Below are 15,692 nucleotides of genomic sequence, written 5' to 3'. Positions count from 1 at the left end.
TTAGTATGCTAACTCGTATAAATAATCCATTAAAACGGAGACACCGATTTCCAAATGATAGCTATCTGTAAATTCAAGCGGCGAGTGGCTAATCCCATTTTTACTCGGAACAAAAAGCATCGTTGTTGGGATGTGCTGACCAAATACTTGTGCATCATGACCAGCCCCACTCACCATTGTTGTATATTTGAACCCTTTTTCAGTAAGACCTTTCTTCATTTCATCATGTAAATTTGTGTCTAATGGAACGGGACGAATATCCGTCCATAGATCAATATCAATTGCAATGCCGCTTTTGCTTGCGAGTTGAGAGAGCAGCTCTGTTGCACGATGACAAAACGCTTCCAAAATTTCTGACTCATGATGACGAATATCTAAAGTAAAACTTACATTTCCCGCAATCACATTCGGCACATTTGGTTTTGCAAGGAGCTGGCCTGTTGTTACACGCAATGAAGGGTATTCTGCTTTGGCAATAGCGGTCAATTCACTAATTGCATTCGCAGCGCAAACAATTGCGTCCTTCCTCTCCGTCATAGGCGTTGTTCCTGCATGATTGCTTTCACCATTTAGCGTAATGGTAAATCGTTTTTGACCTGCTATATGACTGACTAATCCTAGATCCAACTGACTTTTCTCTAGAACAGACCCCTGTTCGATATGAATTTCAACAAAACGCTTGATATCATCTCTTTTTTTCGTTTGATATTCTTTAAATGGAAAACCTGCATCGGTCATTGCCTGCTTAAATGACATGCCTTCCCTATCTTTCATTCCTTCTATTGTTATTGGTGAATAATCTCCAACTAAATTCTTGGAGCCCCAATACGTTAGCGGAAATCGACTTCCTTCCTCCTCGCAAAGGGAGACGATTTCGATAGTTTTTTTGGGTTTGCCAAAACGCTCTACTAATTTTCTAACCGCAAGGAAGCTTGCTAGAACACCGTAAGCACCGTCATACTTTCCACCTTGAACGACCGTGTCAACATGTGAACCTGTTAGCATTACTTCATCCTTGCAATCAGTTCCTTCTATACGCCCAAACAGATTTCCTACTTGATCAAAGTAAGTATAAAAACCTGTCTCTTGCATTTTGTTTGCTAATGCGTTCTGTGCCTGCACCCACGCATCCGAATATAGTAATCTCGTGACTCCGCCTTCAGGAGTTCCACCAAACGATGCCAGCCAATTCACCAACCCTTGGATTTCGCTTACTTCAATCTGTGCCGCTTGAGCCTCACTCATGAGACACACCACCTCCCCTTTGAAATTCGTTGCCCCTGTATCGGCAACCTCCTAGATATCCGAATATTCAACCTTTTAATCAGTATAAAGAATGCTAAGAATTCACTTCATCAGCATTTTTGTTAAAAAAAATCTCTTTTTTAGTTAATGTGAACAAAAATTCAAATTTCGCAACTAATTTATGTAACTTTTTATAACACACTATTTTTTTTGTTGATTTTGTGTTAGATTTTGTAACATATAGCAAAAAGGAGGGTTTTGTTTGTGAATATTCTACAAATGCTTTCTCAAAAAGAATTAGCCCCCATCCTATTAGTCGCCGGGGAAAAAAGTGGCGGTCGAGAAATCAGTTCCATTACAATGATGGACGCTCCGGATATCATCCCCTATTTGCGCAAAAATGAGCTGATTATTACGACAGCCTATCACCTACAGAATAATCATGATTTCTTCCAGGAGCTCATTCGCGAAATGGCAACCAAGGGGTGTGCTGGCATTGGCATTAAAAAGAATCGCTTTTTACTTGAAATCCCTCAAGATATTTTGCAGCTCGCAGACCAGTTACATTTACCTTTTATCGAGCTTCCCGAGCATCTTTCGCTAGGGCAAATCAACTTTTTAATGACCGAAAAAATTTTACAAAGCGAAGCTTCCTTATTAGCACACGCTATGGATATTCATCGCCAATTTACATTGCTCATTTTAAACGGTCACGGCATTCCAAGACTTGTACGACAGTTAACCTCTTTAATAGGGCGTGACGTTCAGTTAATCAGTCCTTTTTTACGCCCTATGTACTCTGCCCAGCAGCATGTTCCTGAATTGGCATCTATTCAAAAAATGATGCGGAACGATTTTACGTACACGACATCAAACAAAGCTTGGACATTTTCTTTAATAGCTGACCGTCAAACCATTTCTTTGTACCCTATCAATATTAATTCAGAAAAAAATTGTTATTTAATGATTAAAGGCTCTATTGATGAACAAGATATCATCTCCCGTCTAACAATTGAGCAAGCCATTAACGTTTTGTCCTTTGCGATTATGCAAGAGCAAGCACTCCATCAACAAAAACGCAATATACGCAATCAGCATTTTCGCGATTTATTAGAGCAGGAGGGCCATTCACTTATTGCCTTAAAGGCGATGTCACAAGAGCTTTCATTGCCCTACCAACAAGTGTATTTATGCATGATTGGTCATGTAACAACAAAAACATCTTCTTACACGTATCAACCAAACTTCGTTGTCGAGCAAATTCATAAATTTTGTGAGGAGGCCCTTCAGGCGAGTCGGATTCCCATACACGCCTTTACTTTAAATAACGAATTAGTTTTTTTATACGAATTACACGATCCAAATACAGATTACACATTGTTTTTAACGGAGCTATTTAGCGAATTAGAGACTTCTATCCACCAATATTTTGATCTTCACATGATTTTTGGCGTAAGCAATCAAACACATAATTTCTCCGAGATTCAACGTGCATACAAAGAAGCACAAAGTACATTATTAACAATTCGAAATCGCAAAAAGTTGATTTCCTTCTATAAGAAAAAAGAAATCAACGAACTATTACAAATGATTCCACAAACGGATTTAATGAATTATCATCGAATGGTTTTCAAAGCCTTTTCTTCCTTGCCGGTTGAAGAGCAAAAGATTCTATTCGAGACATTAAACGAGTTTTTAGAATGTCATTGCCAAATATCAGAAACAGCTAAACGGCTATATGTACACCGAAACACGGTAATTTATCGCATTGAAAAATGCAGCAGCTTATTGCAAAAAGATTTAAAGGATCCAGAAGTGACCCTCCAACTCAGATTGGCATTGCGCATTCGAAATCAATTATTGATCGAACAAACCACTTAAAATCGCATTCAGTTACTTTAGCTAAAACTTTCTAATCTAATTGGCCAATTCATCCAAAGACAATTGACTGAATATTTTTTATTATGTAATAAATAATGACATCGGTAGTTATAAAAAGTACCGGATGGATTCGGAGGGAAAGATATGATAGAAAATATAAGCAAACCAAAAGCGGCCTCTCTTGGATTACAGCATGTTTTAGCGATGTATGCCGGTGCAATGCTCGTTCCCATTCTTGTAGGCGGAGCAATCGGGTTAAATTCTACACAGCTCGCTTATTTGATCGCAATCGATTTAGTAACTTGCGGGATAGCAACCCTATTACAAATGTGGAAAAATCGTTTCTTCGGCATCGGTCTCCCAGTGGTTCTCGGTTCATCATTTGTTGCAGTGACACCTATGATTGCAATCGGTACAAATTACGGCATGACCGCTATCTATGGAGCCATTATCTCTACTGGTCTGTTCATCATCCTTTTCGCAAAATCTTTCAGCAAAATCCTTAAGCTATTCCCCCCTGTTGTTACAGGAACTGTTGTGATGATTATCGGCTTATCCCTTATTCCTACTGGGGTTAAAAATATGGCCGGGGGGGCAAGCAGCCCTGAATTCGGATCGCTTGAAAATTTAATCTTTTCCATCGGGACCCTATTTGTTATTTTACTAGTTCAGTATTTTGGGAAAGGCTACATTAAATCTCTTGCGGTACTATTTGGTATTATCGTCGGTACGATTGCTTACGGTTTTGTCAATCCGATTGATTTTTCAACTGTTGGAGAGGCGTCGTTGTTCCACTTACCGGCACCCTTCTATTTTGGAGTCCCAACATTTGAAATTGGACCAATTATTACAATGATCATCGTCGGGATTGTCGTTATGATTGAGTCAACGGGTGTATTTTTAGCCCTGAGCGATATTACAAAGCAAAACTTAAAGCCACAGGATATGGAGAGAGGCTATCGTGCAGAAGGAATCGCTTTTTTACTAGGAGGAATTTTCAATGCTTTTCCTTACAATACCTTCGCTCAAAACGTCGGGCTCGTTCAAATGTCTGGTGTGAAGTCAAAAAACGTAACAGTAGCTGCAGGTATTATCTTGATTGGCTTAGGCCTAATTCCTAAAATTGCAGCGCTGGCCACTCTAATCCCTACAGCAGTTTTAGGCGGAGCGACCGTTGTGATGTTCGGCATGATTGTCTCTTCCGGCATCAAAATGCTTAGTACAATCGATTTTACAAACCAAAATCATTTACTTGTCATCGCTTGTTCCGTGTCTCTCGGATTAGGGGCAACTGTTGTGCCTGAATTATTCTCCAGCCTTCCAGCGGCATTAAAAATGCTTGTTGGGGACGGGTTAATCACAGGTAGTTTAACAGCTATAACTTTAAATCTCGTTTTATCTTTGAAGCATTCCAAAAATGAAAAAGTTAAAGTACCAGAGACAGCCCTCGTCTCTCAAGGAGGAAACTAAAGATGAAAGTAACATCGGTAAATGAAAAGATGAATGCATCTAACACCGAGCAATTTAAAGAAATGTTTGGTGAAATTTTTGAACATTCGCCTTGGATTGCCCAAAAGGCAGCAGAGGCAAAACCGTTTAACTCAGTGGAAGAAGCATTTGAGACGATGAAGAAAATTGTAGAAGAAGCTAACTATGAAGAGCAGCTTGCACTCATCTTAGAACATCCCGAACTTGGAAAACGCATTAAAATGAGCGCAGCATCTGTCCGCGAGCAAAATGGTGCAAGGCTGGATTCTTTATCACCCGAAGAATTTGACGTTTTTACAGCAACCAATAAAGCTTATATGGAAAAATTCGAGTTTCCTTTCATAATTGCTGTAGCCGGAAAAAATAAGCAAGATATTTTACAGGCCATGAAAGAACGTCTAAACAATTCTCGGGAAACAGAATTTGAAACCGCTCTTCAGCAAATCTACCAAATTGCCAGATTACGATTTAATGCAATTATTGAAAATTTAGCAAGCGAGGAAAGCAAATTTTAAGAATGAATAACCAGGAGGTAACGAAAATGCCCTCATTATCAACTCACGTTTTAGATTTACACCATGGGATACCTGCTCAAAATGTAAAAATCGAATTATTTTATCAGCAGGAGAATGAACCTAAAGAGCTTATTACAACTGTAATCACAAATTCAGATGGACGTTGCGATGAGCAAATGGTAACGAACGAAAACTGGAGACAAGGAACCTACGAACTTGTCTTTCATGTATCAGATTACTATAAAGCAAAGAACGTCTGCTTACCTACCCCTAACTTTTTAACAACCGTGCCTGTGCGCTTTAACATGACTGAATCTCCTTCTCATTATCACGTTCCCCTTTTGGTCACTCCGTGGGGCTATCAAGTTTACAGAGGAAGCTAGTAAATCGCCTCCTCTTTTGAAGGGCATTTCAAATATTTTCATTTAACCAATCCGGTTAACACTTTTGTCACCTAATTTAGTGAGTCGACCTATAATTATCGGAATCTTTAGTTATTTCAACTAAAGACTCAGCTCAAGTTTAGCAATGGCTATAAAGAATGTTCCTTTCACGAATGATAGGATAGGTATATAACATAAATGTCAGAAATTCTTACATATAAATAAAGGAGATGTGCTCGATGAGTTTAGAAATGTTAAATGAGCAAGTAAAAAAGGACCTTTCTTATATCGCTCACCCTGTTTCAAATGTAGATTGGGTCAGACCCATTTCACATCCTGAAGGTCATGTTTATGACGTGGTCATTATCGGCGGTGGGCAAAGTGGCTTAAGCACTGCATTCGGCTTAACACGTGAACGAATCACGAATATCACCATCTTAGACGAGAACCCCGCCGGCATTGAAGGACCTTGGATCACTTACGCCCGGATGGTTACTCTTCGTACCCCAAAACACCTGCCATCCATCGATTTAGGTATCCCGTCTCTCACTTTCCAATCTTGGTGGATGGCAAAGCATGGCCAAGAAGCTTGGGATCAACTCGATAAAATCCCACGTGACGAATGGATGAATTACCTGAAGTGGTACCGAGAAGTATTGGAATTACCCGTTCAAAATGAAGTAAAGGTGGAACTAGTCGAACCAATTGGGGGTAAATTACACCGACTACATCTCTCCGGAAACGGGGCAAATTCTAAATCGATTCTAGCTCGCAAGGTCGTTTTGGCGACAGGGATTCAGGGTGGAGGCGAATGGCACATTCCTGATTTCATAAAAAATAACCTACCAAAATCCCTCTATGCCCACACATCCGAAGCAATTGATTTTGAAGATTTAAAAGGGAAGCGAATTGGGATTCTTGGAGGCGGGGCTTCTGCCTTCGATAATGCGAATTTCGCACTTTCCACAGGGGCAAAGGAAGTACACACCTTTATACGACGCAAAGAAATGGTCCGCGTAAACCCAATGCGAGTTCTAGAGCAATCAGGAATCATCGAACGATATCATTCCTTAAATGATGATGAAAAATATGCAGCCATGCTGCACTTTTTCAAATTCAATCAGCCTCCAACAAACGATACATTTAACCGCGCCAATGCTTGGGATGGCTTCCAGGTGCACCTTGATTCTCCTTGGGTAGAGGTAACAGCATCAGAAGAAGGTGCAGTAGTTCGCACACCAAATGATACATTTACATTTGATTACTTAATTATTAGCACCGGCTTAGTGACAGACCCAGCTTTACGTCCAGAATTGAAAGATGTCGAGCAATTTATCACTCGATGGCGTGACGTTTACAAACCTAGTCCAGCCATTGCAAATTCGGCAATTGATGCACATCCTTATTTATCTAAAAGCTTTGCCTTTGTCCCGAATTCCGAAGAAGGTAAGGATTCCTTATATGGGTTGTTTGCATTTAATTATTCCGCCCTAATTAGCTGCGGCGTCTCGGCATCTGCTTTATCCGGCATTCGTTACGCTGTTCCAAAGCTCGTTACCGCCATCGCCGACGAACTCTTCCAAGACGATAAATCATCCATCCTAAAGGATTATTTCGAATATGATGTAATCGAATTTACAGGCAACCCAAAGATTTCAATAAAATGAATCGAGGGTTTCCAATATGATTAAACCCGAGCAACCTTCCCACTCTTTGTTGCTCGGTTTTTTTTGTGCGTAGGGGGCGAGTTTACGGGCATGTTTTCTTATTATGAGCGGCTTCACCCTGTTTACTTGCGACTTCACCCTGTTTACTTGCGACTTCACCCAGTTTACTTGCAACTTTCACTACTTTACTTGCGACTTTCCCACTTTTACTTGCGATTTTCCTTTTTATGAGCGACCCCACTCTGTTTACTTGCGACTTTCCTTACCTTACTTGCGACTTCCCCCTGTTTACTTGCGACTTTCCCCCTTTTACTTGCGGGTTTCCTTATTATGAGCGACCCACTCTATTTACTTGCGCCTTCACTCTGTTTACTTGCGACTTCCCCACTTTTACTTGCGACTTTCCTTTTTTAAACGCTCCCACTCTTGTTTACGAACGTTTTCCTCCCCTTTACGCCCACTCCAACTCTTTACCAGTCACCACATACAAAAAAGCCGCCAACTTATCCCATTTCAAGGATAAGTTAACGACCTTCAACTTAAAGCTATTACAGGAAAAATCCACCTACTACTAGCCCCGCCATAATCACGAAAGCCGGATGAATTTTCATTCTTTCTAATGCGAAGTAAGCCGCTGCCATCAATACCACTGTCGCTAGTAAGCCCACCGCATCATAAGACGTGTTGAAGAAATCAAATGTCATGTCTGCTAACAAAATCGCGATCGCCGGCAAAACGAAACTCGATAATCGCTTTACACGAGGCGAATTACGGTAGCGATACAAAATATTTAAAAGAATCAGCATCAGCACTAACGATGGTCCAACTGTTGCCAATAACGCCACAATCGCCCCCGGGATCCCCGCTACTTCATAGCCAATAAATCCAGCCATTTTCGTTGCGATCGGCCCTGGCAAGGCATTCCCTAACGCCAGCACTTCACTGAACTCACTCGTTGTCATCCAGCCATAATTATCAACTACTTCATGCTCAATTAACGGAATCGACGAAGGGCCTCCACCATATCCAAGGATGCCTGGGAAAAAGAACGCTAAAAATATATGAAAATAAACCATCATTGATTTTTCTCCTCCTTTTTAATCGGAAGAGCTAAAGCAAGAACCAATAAAACCGCAATCACGATTCCCGGATGAACTCCTAACAAGATCATCGCTATAAACGATGCAACCAATATAATCGAACCAATTTTCCAGCCCAGTGATTTTTTTGATTTCATTAAAAAATCCCATGTTAGTACACCAAGCATTACAGCCACGATTGGTACAACACCGTTTGTCATTCCTTTTACAAAGTCAAAATCTTTAAATTCATTCAACGAAGCGAGAAGAACAATCATCAACACCACTGTTGGCAGCACCGTTGCAATTAATGCCGTCACTAAACCTAGCCACCCTCCAACTCGATAGCCGATATACCCAGCCATTTTCGTTGCAATCGGACCTGGTAATGTATTGCCAATCGAGAGCACATCCGAAAACTCTTCATCATTCATCATTTTGAAGATATCCACTACCTCTTTTTTTACCAAAGGAATGGTAGAAGGCCCCCCACCAAAACCTAAAATACCCGACCGAAAGAAGGCGATGAAAATATCCTTTTGCTTCGCCCACAACTCCTTCTCCTCAAACGGTACTGTTATTTTTTTAGTAACCAATTGCCAATCCATCTCCTCTTGGGTCCGCACCACCATATTTCACATTTGTATTCTCATCAATGAAAATGGCCCCTGCATGCCCCATTGTATCCGTAAAATCCTCAAGCACTTCCAATTCATGCCCTAATACGGCTAGCTCCCCACGAATGTTTTCAATTATTCGATCTTCAATCTTTAAGCTATTGGAAGACGCTCCCCATGTTCGGCCATATAACCACCTTGGCGCTTCGATTGCTTGCTGTACAGACATACCATAGTCAATAATACGCGTAACAAGGGCAGCTTGCGTTTGCGGTTGCCCTTCCCCACCCATCGTTCCATATACTAAAGCAGGTTTCCCGCCCTTTACCAACATCGCAGGATTCAATGTATGGAAAGACCGTTTACGAGGTGCAAGGGCATTCACATGGTTTTCATCAAGAGAGAAGAAACTCCCTCGATTTTGAAGAACGATCCCTGTCCCTTTTGGAATAAAGCCAGAACCAAATTCATGATAAATACTTTGAATAAAAGAAACCGCATTTCCATTTTCATCCACCACACCAAACCACACCGTATCTCCTTTCGCATCAAGAGGCTGCAGTTCTTTTGCGAGTTGGCTTTCTTTAATTTTTTCAGCAATTTCCAAACCATTCTGTTCACTCAACAATTCAGCTAGAGGAATTTGGCTAAAAGTCGGGTCCGTCAAATAGCGATCCCGGTCGACAAAGGCGTGTTTAACCGCCTCCACAAGTACGTGATAATAAGTTGAGGAGCCCTCTTCTATATGTTGCAAATCGATATGATTTAAAATATTTAAGATAGATAAAGAAGCCATCCCTTGTGTATTTGGCGGTAGGTTGTAGGCTGTATACTCGCGATAATTTACAGAAATCGGTTCTACCCAATCACTTGTATGCTGTTTGAAATCATCTACAGTCAGTATACCACCTTGATTTTGTATGTCCGCTACAATTTTTTCAGTTAATTCACTGTTATAGAAATATTCAGCCCCATTTTCAGCAATCTGCTTTAACGTTTTCGCTAAATCATCCTGCTTCATGATCTCCCCGGTTTTATAAGGCTTGCCTTCTTTCAAAAACACTTCCGTAAACCCCTGGAATCGTTGCAATGCCCGGAACTCGGTATCCAATTCATCAAGATTGACAGTTGCCCAATGCTCCTGACTCGGCGTAACCGGAAAGCCCTCCTCTGCATAACCAATTGCTGATTCTAGTAAACTTGCCCAAGGTAATGAACCTTCCATTTCCTTTCGCGCATAGTTATACGCCTCGCCCCAACCAGCAACTGCACCCGGTACCGTATTAGCAGCCAAAGCCCCACGCGAAGGAATTTTTTCGAAACCTTTCGATCGGTAAAATTGGATGGTCGCTTTCTCTCCAGAACGTCCACTTGAATTAATCGCCTTTAGTTCTTTTGATTTTGCATTGTAGATCAACCAAAAATTATCTCCACCAATACCATTCATGTGAGGGTAAACTACACCAATTGTGGACGCCGCTGCAATTGCAGCCTCGATCGCATTACCACCCTTTTGTAAAATTGAAAGTGCCGCTTGGGATGCTAAATAATGTGGTGTTGTTACCATCCCTTTTGTCGACATCGTTGTTGCCCTGTATTGCTTCACCATAAGAACCTTCCCCCTTTTCCCCTAAATAACCCGATTCTCCAAACTTAGCAAACCAGTAATCTGGCAACCTGCAATATCCCCGTGACTTAACTCAAATGAACCAGGAGTCCCCGTCATAATTAAATCTCCTGGCTGCAACGTAACAAATTGTGATATGTAAGATACAATAAATGCAGGTGTATACATCATATTGCCGACAATGTTAGCTGCACGCACCTCTCCATTTTGGACACTTTGCACAACTAGCTCGGATAACGATTCAGTTCCTTCTAATAGTTGGATTTGTGGCCCAAAGCTAAAAAATGTTTTAAAGACTTTGGACATTTGGACAAACCTTGGATTTTGAGCATGAATGTCCTTTGCGGTAAGATCCAAAGACGTTGTATATCCACTAACGTAAGACAGCGCTTCTTCCGGACTTACCTCATGACACGATTTCCCAATGACTAAGCACAACTCTCCTTCAGCTGTAACCACCTTAGAAAAATTCGGAAGCTCAATCATTTCATTCATCCCGATTAAGCAAGATGTCGGTTTCATAAAACAAACGGGTGCATCTTCAATCTGCTTAGTTTGTAGATCGATTGCCTTCTCCACATAGTTCATCCCTACCCCGAAAATGTAATGAGGGTTCCGGTACGGTGCAACGAAATCTAACTCTTCACTTGGAACCTTGGGCAATGCTATCCAATCTGATTCCGAAAACTTAGAAACAGTTCGTTTTAATTCACTCACAGCATCGAGCCCAACTAACTCATAGAGCGAAAGCGGAAGCCCTATACTTGCATAGTCATTTAAACTTTTTATAAGAACAGCGCCGCCTTCCAATAGCAACACAGGTTGTTCTTCATTTTCATATTTAATTGTTGCTAGTTTCACGGATGTCCCCTCCAAAATACTGACGTACAAACCGAAGCAAAGACAGGTCCTGATGCTTATTGGCAATAAAGGAAAGCCCCAGTGACATGCCATCCATTCTGAAAATCGGAACCGTAACCTGAGGTAAGCCGGCAAGTCCTGCAATACAGGTCATTTGCATAGTGATCGCACGAATCTTTTCAACAGATTCGCTAGACGCCTGTTTGATCGGTGCCACAGAAGCTACTGTCGGGATGGCTAACACAACATTCTCCAATAATACTCGATCAATATGCTCTGTTATTATTGCTCGCTGTCTCTTTGCATCCTCAAAGCCCGCAACATCTAGTAAACTCGCATCCTTAAATCGGCCGCCTATTGCCGGAGAAAAAACAGGGTTTTCTCTTTCGATCCACTGTCCATGAGCTCTCCAGGCTTCAACCCCTTGAATATATTTAAAAACCTGAGGCCACTCGGTTATACCAAAATGTTGAAAATCAATACTCCCCATATCGACATCTTGCGGAATAGCAAACTTTAATAACTCGCGATCAGCGTCCTCCATTAAACTCCAAGTCGTTTCTTCTATATGAAGTTCATCCAATTTAACTGATGGTGAGTTTGGCAATAATACCTCTCCTACCATTTCAAGCGTTTCAATATCCTTCGCCATCCATCCTACCGCATCAAAGCTTGGTGCTAATGGAATGACTCCCTCCATAGAGATTGCTCCATGAGTTGGCCTAATGCCAAACAGTCCACAATAGGCTGATGGGACACGGACAGAACCACCCGTATCAGTTCCTAGTGCGAAGTTCACCAATCCATTTGCGACAGCAGAAGCAGATCCACTTGAAGAACCACCTGGAATACAATCGGGGTTCACTGGATTTAGCGGTGTCCCATAATGAATATTTTCACCATTTAGGCTGTACATCAGTTCATCTGTATGAGTCATCCCCTGAAGGCTCGCACCATTCTCTAGTAAGCGTTCAATCACTGGCGACGTCGATTCTGCCGCTTCATGTGTCTCATACCAAGTAGGATTTCCCGCACTATTTCGATGCCCCCTTACCGCAAAAACATCCTTTACTGCAAAGGACATCCCACTCAACTTTCCTCCTTTTTTAGCTGGCACAGTCAATGTCCGATCAAAAAACGCTTTATCCTCCATAAAACCCCTCCCACATCTAATAAACTCTGGTTATTCTAAAATACGTATCTTTAGAAATAGCTTTTTTCCAGTATAAAAAAATAAACATTTCGCTACATTGGTATAAATACCAAATATCCCAAAATGTTTTAGTTAAATTATATAAAAATTCAATTAATTCAGTTATCTTACCTAAAAGGTTACATGACAATCCAATAATTGTAAAGAGGCGCCCACAAATTAGCAGCACGCCTCCTTCTACTCTTTAGTTATTCTGGTAAATACTCATTTGTGAAGATGTCCTTCGCATCGAAGACTTCATCTAATAATTTTAAGTCGTTCAATTGTTGAATCAATGTTGCCCAGCGTTCTTCCGACATATACCCAACACCATTATCAGCAGCATCCATACCGTAAACAAAATCAGCCTGTGATTCTGCTTCAAATTTCAGTGATTCTAATTCGATATCCGGATTGTCTTGCTGAATAATTTTGTTAATATCTTCATATGAATCTTCGTATAGGTTCCAACCTTCCACAAAGGCTTTCGTAAACGCACGAACTGTTTCTTCATTTTCTTCTAAGTAATCTTTCGATACGTATAAAACAACATTGTATGGATCATAGCCTGCATCAGCAATTAATTTTGTTTCCACGTCAACACCTTCCAATTCCATGAAATACGGCTCAGAAGTTAAGAATGCTTGTGTAACCGCCTCTTCATCCGGAATGAAGTTTACATGCTGGCCTGTGTATGCCAATTCCTCAACACCACTTAAATCATACTGCGTTTTTAAATATTCCCAATACGTAATACCTGGTTGAATATATACTTTACGACCATTTAAATCCTCGAAATCTTCAATTCCATGTTCTTTATGGAACATAAATGCTTGCGGACTACCTTGCATCGCCGTCGCAACTGCCACTAGTTCAATCCCTTCATTACGTGCTACAACTATTTGGTCTGCGTGAGCAAGACCGAATTCGGCGTTCCCTGAAGCGACCATATTAATAGATGATACTTGGGGACCACCTGGCTCGATTGTGACATTTAGTCCATTATCTTCAAACAACCCATTTTCTTGTGCCGCATACACCCCACCATGTTGAGCCTTTGCGAACCAGTTTAGAACAAGTTTTACATCTTTTACTTCAACAGCCTCTTCACTCTCTGTTCCTGTCGTTTCATCGCTCGATTCCGTCTCACTTTCTGCAGATTCCCCACCTGATTCGTTTTGGGCACAGGCAGCAAGAAAAACAAACAGCGCCATCATCATAACAAGAAAAGTTAACCTTTTTATTGATTTCATTTTTCTTCTCTCCTTTTAAACACTCTTGTTTATAGTAAGTTGGTTAAACTAGGAAGTTCACTTGTTATTTCTCTACCTTCATTGCCGATTCATGCCAAGATTTCAGTACAAGGCGACTTGCCATACTCACCAACAAATAGAACACGATACCAAATAATGCCCCCGCAATCGCACAAGCAAATAAATAAGGTGTTTTTAACTGTACAGCAGCAACAGTAATGGCATATCCAAGCCCTCCCTTACCGCCACCAATCCCAGCGATATATTCACCCGTGATTGAACCGATAATTGCTAACGTACAGGAAATCTTCAACCCCGACATGATAAAAGGCATCGCGGCCGGGATTCTTAGTTTCATCATCGTTTGCCATTTACTCGCATTGTACAATTTGAACAAATCGCTCATATTTTTATCTACAGAATTCAAGCCCATTAATGTATTGGAAACAATCGGGAAAAAGCCAATTAAGAACGATATAATGACAATCGAGTTGAAGCCTGACCCAAACCAGATAACAATGATTGGTGCAATGGCCACAATCGGAATTGTTTGTAAAATAACGGCATACGGGTAAAGACTTATCTCCAGCACGCGAGAACTTGCCAATAAAACCGAAATCCCAATCCCCACTACCGCACTCAATACAAAGCCAATAACCGATTCAACTATCGTAATTTGCATCGCTGGCCATAATAAATGCCAATCCTCTAAAGCTGCAGCCATCACATCAGTAGGTTTTGGTAGGATAAAGGGCTTTATGTCTAACATGGCCGGTATAAATTGCCATAATGAAAGGAAAATCACTAATGCTAAAATAGGTCCCAAATACTTTAGGCTAAACTTATATTTGTCTCTTTGAACTTTTAGATTACTAGATTCATTGACTAGTTCTTCACCATTGGTTGATACCGTTTTAACAGTCATCTAAACCAGCTCCTTTCGTCCCATGCTATGTTCAAGACTTTGCGAAGCAAGATCCACGTACCGCATGAATTCTGCCGTAGTTCTTTCCCTCGGATAAGGTACATCCACCTCGATCAAATTTGATAATCGTCCAGGTCTAGCAGACATTACCGCAATTCTAGAAGATAAGTAAACCGCTTCATAAACGTTATGTGTAACAAATAAAACCGTCATTTTTTCACGTTCCCAAATGTTCAATAAATCCATTTGCAATGTTTGTCGCGTCATTTCATCCAAAGCGGCAAAAGGCTCATCCATCAGGAGCAGCTTAGGTTTTGCAGCAAGAGCCCGAGCAATGGAAACACGCATCCTCATCCCCCCCGAAAGCTCGCGAGGATATGATTTCAAATGGTCCTTTAACCCTACCTTTTCCAGCACACGGATCGCCGACTCTTTACGGCTCTTTTTATCAGCCCCACGCAATTCAAGGGGCAGCAACACATTGTCCAGCACCGATCTCCAGGGAAGCAAGTTGGCATCCTGGAAAACAAATGCTACGTCATTCGAAGTTTCGATTACTTCTTTAGGATTATTCCCAAACACTTCAACCGTCCCTCTTGTTGCTTCACCTAAACCAGCAACCATCCTTAGCGCAGTTGATTTCCCGCAACCAGAAGGACCTAGGAAGCTAACGAACTCTCCTTCTTTGATCGATAAATTCAACTGATTTAAAGCAACAGTTCCTGTATTGTAGACTTTATCTACTCCTTGAAATAAAACGACCTCTTTTTCATTTACCATCACTCCAACTCCTCCCTGTCGAACAAGTTTTTTCAAACCACAAGTCATCTCAATTCAACAAACGTTATATCTTCTCACATTCAATGTATATATTTCGTAACATATTGTTATTGTATAGTTTTCAGAATCATTTGACATTATGTAAGAGTTACAAATTGCCCCTATAATTTTAGCTACTT

At 41.0% G+C, this 15,692-nt stretch carries 14 protein-coding genes; 5 read left to right on the top strand and 9 right to left on the bottom strand.

The genetic code is table 11. The annotated features are described in order from the left end of the window. A complete protein-coding gene (allC, locus tag C1N55_RS01855; RefSeq protein WP_137727225.1) occupies positions 1-1,245 on the bottom strand; it encodes an allantoate deiminase in 1,245 nt (414 codons plus the stop codon). Positions 1,246-1,509: 264 nt separating this feature from the next. Here allC and C1N55_RS01850 point away from each other — a divergent pair, with 264 nt between their 5' ends. From C1N55_RS01850 to C1N55_RS01830, 5 genes are all read left to right on the top strand, one after another. After that, a complete protein-coding gene (locus C1N55_RS01850; RefSeq protein ID WP_137727224.1) occupies positions 1,510-3,126 on the top strand; it encodes a PucR family transcriptional regulator in 1,617 nt (538 codons plus the stop codon). 144 nt (positions 3,127-3,270) lie between these two features. Beyond that, a complete protein-coding gene (locus tag C1N55_RS01845; protein ID WP_137727223.1) occupies positions 3,271-4,596 on the top strand; it encodes a nucleobase:cation symporter-2 family protein in 1,326 nt (441 codons plus the stop codon). Between the two features lie 2 nt (positions 4,597-4,598). Next, positions 4,599-5,129: a 2-oxo-4-hydroxy-4-carboxy-5-ureidoimidazoline decarboxylase gene (gene uraD, locus C1N55_RS01840; protein WP_137727222.1), complete on the top strand. Its 531-nt coding sequence runs from the start codon at positions 4,599-4,601 to the stop codon at positions 5,127-5,129. Between the two features lie 26 nt (positions 5,130-5,155). After that, the gene (gene uraH, locus C1N55_RS01835) at positions 5,156-5,512 is read left to right on the top strand and encodes a hydroxyisourate hydrolase (RefSeq protein ID WP_137727221.1); all 357 of its coding nucleotides are present in this window, start codon (positions 5,156-5,158) and stop codon (positions 5,510-5,512) included. A 239-nt stretch (positions 5,513-5,751) separates the two neighbouring features. Further along, complete coding sequence (locus C1N55_RS01830) at positions 5,752-7,179, top strand: NAD(P)-binding domain-containing protein (protein ID WP_137727220.1); 1,428 nt, start codon at positions 5,752-5,754, stop codon at positions 7,177-7,179. A 548-nt stretch (positions 7,180-7,727) separates the two neighbouring features. On the opposite strand, the gene C1N55_RS01825 is transcribed toward C1N55_RS01830, so the two are convergent. The 8 genes from C1N55_RS01825 to C1N55_RS01790 form a co-directional block, all read right to left on the bottom strand. Beyond that, positions 7,728-8,255 carry a chromate transporter gene (locus C1N55_RS01825; RefSeq protein WP_137730497.1) on the bottom strand — a complete coding sequence of 176 codons (528 nt, stop codon included), beginning with the start codon at positions 8,253-8,255 and terminating at the stop codon, positions 7,728-7,730. Further along, entirely contained in the window at positions 8,255-8,854 is a 600-nt protein-coding gene (locus C1N55_RS01820; protein WP_370452568.1) for a chromate transporter, read from the bottom strand. Before C1N55_RS01820 ends, C1N55_RS01825 begins: the two co-directional genes overlap by 1 nt. After that, positions 8,844-10,484 carry a gamma-glutamyltransferase gene (gene ggt / locus C1N55_RS01815; protein WP_137727218.1) on the bottom strand — a complete coding sequence of 547 codons (1,641 nt, stop codon included), beginning with the start codon at positions 10,482-10,484 and terminating at the stop codon, positions 8,844-8,846. The genes C1N55_RS01820 and ggt overlap by 11 nt, the downstream gene beginning before the upstream one ends. Positions 10,485-10,505: 21 nt before the next feature. Then, positions 10,506-11,363 (bottom strand): fumarylacetoacetate hydrolase family protein, encoded by an 858-nt coding sequence (locus tag C1N55_RS01810; protein WP_168193771.1) that lies wholly within the window; start codon positions 11,361-11,363, stop codon positions 10,506-10,508. Beyond that, positions 11,344-12,516, bottom strand: a complete 1,173-nt coding sequence (locus C1N55_RS01805; RefSeq protein WP_137727216.1) for an amidase — start codon at positions 12,514-12,516, stop codon at positions 11,344-11,346. Before C1N55_RS01805 ends, C1N55_RS01810 begins: the two co-directional genes overlap by 20 nt. A gap of 248 nt (positions 12,517-12,764) precedes the next feature. Further along, the gene (locus C1N55_RS01800; RefSeq protein ID WP_137727215.1) at positions 12,765-13,808 is read right to left on the bottom strand and encodes an ABC transporter substrate-binding protein; all 1,044 of its coding nucleotides are present in this window, start codon (positions 13,806-13,808) and stop codon (positions 12,765-12,767) included. A 64-nt stretch (positions 13,809-13,872) separates the two neighbouring features. Beyond that, positions 13,873-14,733, bottom strand: coding sequence for an ABC transporter permease (locus C1N55_RS01795; RefSeq protein WP_137727214.1), 861 nt, complete (start codon positions 14,731-14,733; stop codon positions 13,873-13,875). After that, positions 14,734-15,513, bottom strand: a complete 780-nt coding sequence (locus C1N55_RS01790) for an ABC transporter ATP-binding protein (protein ID WP_205758535.1) — start codon at positions 15,511-15,513, stop codon at positions 14,734-14,736. Positions 15,514-15,692 lie beyond the last annotated feature (179 nt).

Source organism: Lysinibacillus sp. SGAir0095, assembly GCF_005491425.1.
Classification (GTDB): Bacteria; Bacillota; Bacilli; order Bacillales_A; family Planococcaceae; genus Ureibacillus.
This window is presented reverse-complemented; position numbering and strand designations above follow the sequence as displayed.

Coding starts and splice junctions, on each gene's coding strand:
- allC (WP_137727225.1), bottom strand. CDS start 1,245: ATGAGTGAGGCTCAAGCGGCACAGATTGAAGTAAGCGAAATCCAAGGG.
- C1N55_RS01845 (WP_137727223.1), top strand. CDS start 3,271: ATGATAGAAAATATAAGCAAACCAAAAGCGGCCTCTCTTGGATTACAG.
- uraD (WP_137727222.1), top strand. CDS start 4,599: ATGAAAGTAACATCGGTAAATGAAAAGATGAATGCATCTAACACCGAG.
- uraH (WP_137727221.1), top strand. CDS start 5,156: ATGCCCTCATTATCAACTCACGTTTTAGATTTACACCATGGGATACCT.
- C1N55_RS01830 (WP_137727220.1), top strand. CDS start 5,752: ATGAGTTTAGAAATGTTAAATGAGCAAGTAAAAAAGGACCTTTCTTAT.
- C1N55_RS01825 (WP_137730497.1), bottom strand. CDS start 8,255: ATGGTTTATTTTCATATATTTTTAGCGTTCTTTTTCCCAGGCATCCTT.
- ggt (WP_137727218.1), bottom strand. CDS start 10,484: ATGGTGAAGCAATACAGGGCAACAACGATGTCGACAAAAGGGATGGTA.
- C1N55_RS01805 (WP_137727216.1), bottom strand. CDS start 12,516: ATGGAGGATAAAGCGTTTTTTGATCGGACATTGACTGTGCCAGCTAAA.
- C1N55_RS01800 (WP_137727215.1), bottom strand. CDS start 13,808: ATGAAATCAATAAAAAGGTTAACTTTTCTTGTTATGATGATGGCGCTG.
- C1N55_RS01795 (WP_137727214.1), bottom strand. CDS start 14,733: ATGACTGTTAAAACGGTATCAACCAATGGTGAAGAACTAGTCAATGAA.
- C1N55_RS01790 (WP_205758535.1), bottom strand. CDS start 15,513: ATGGTAAATGAAAAAGAGGTCGTTTTATTTCAAGGAGTAGATAAAGTC.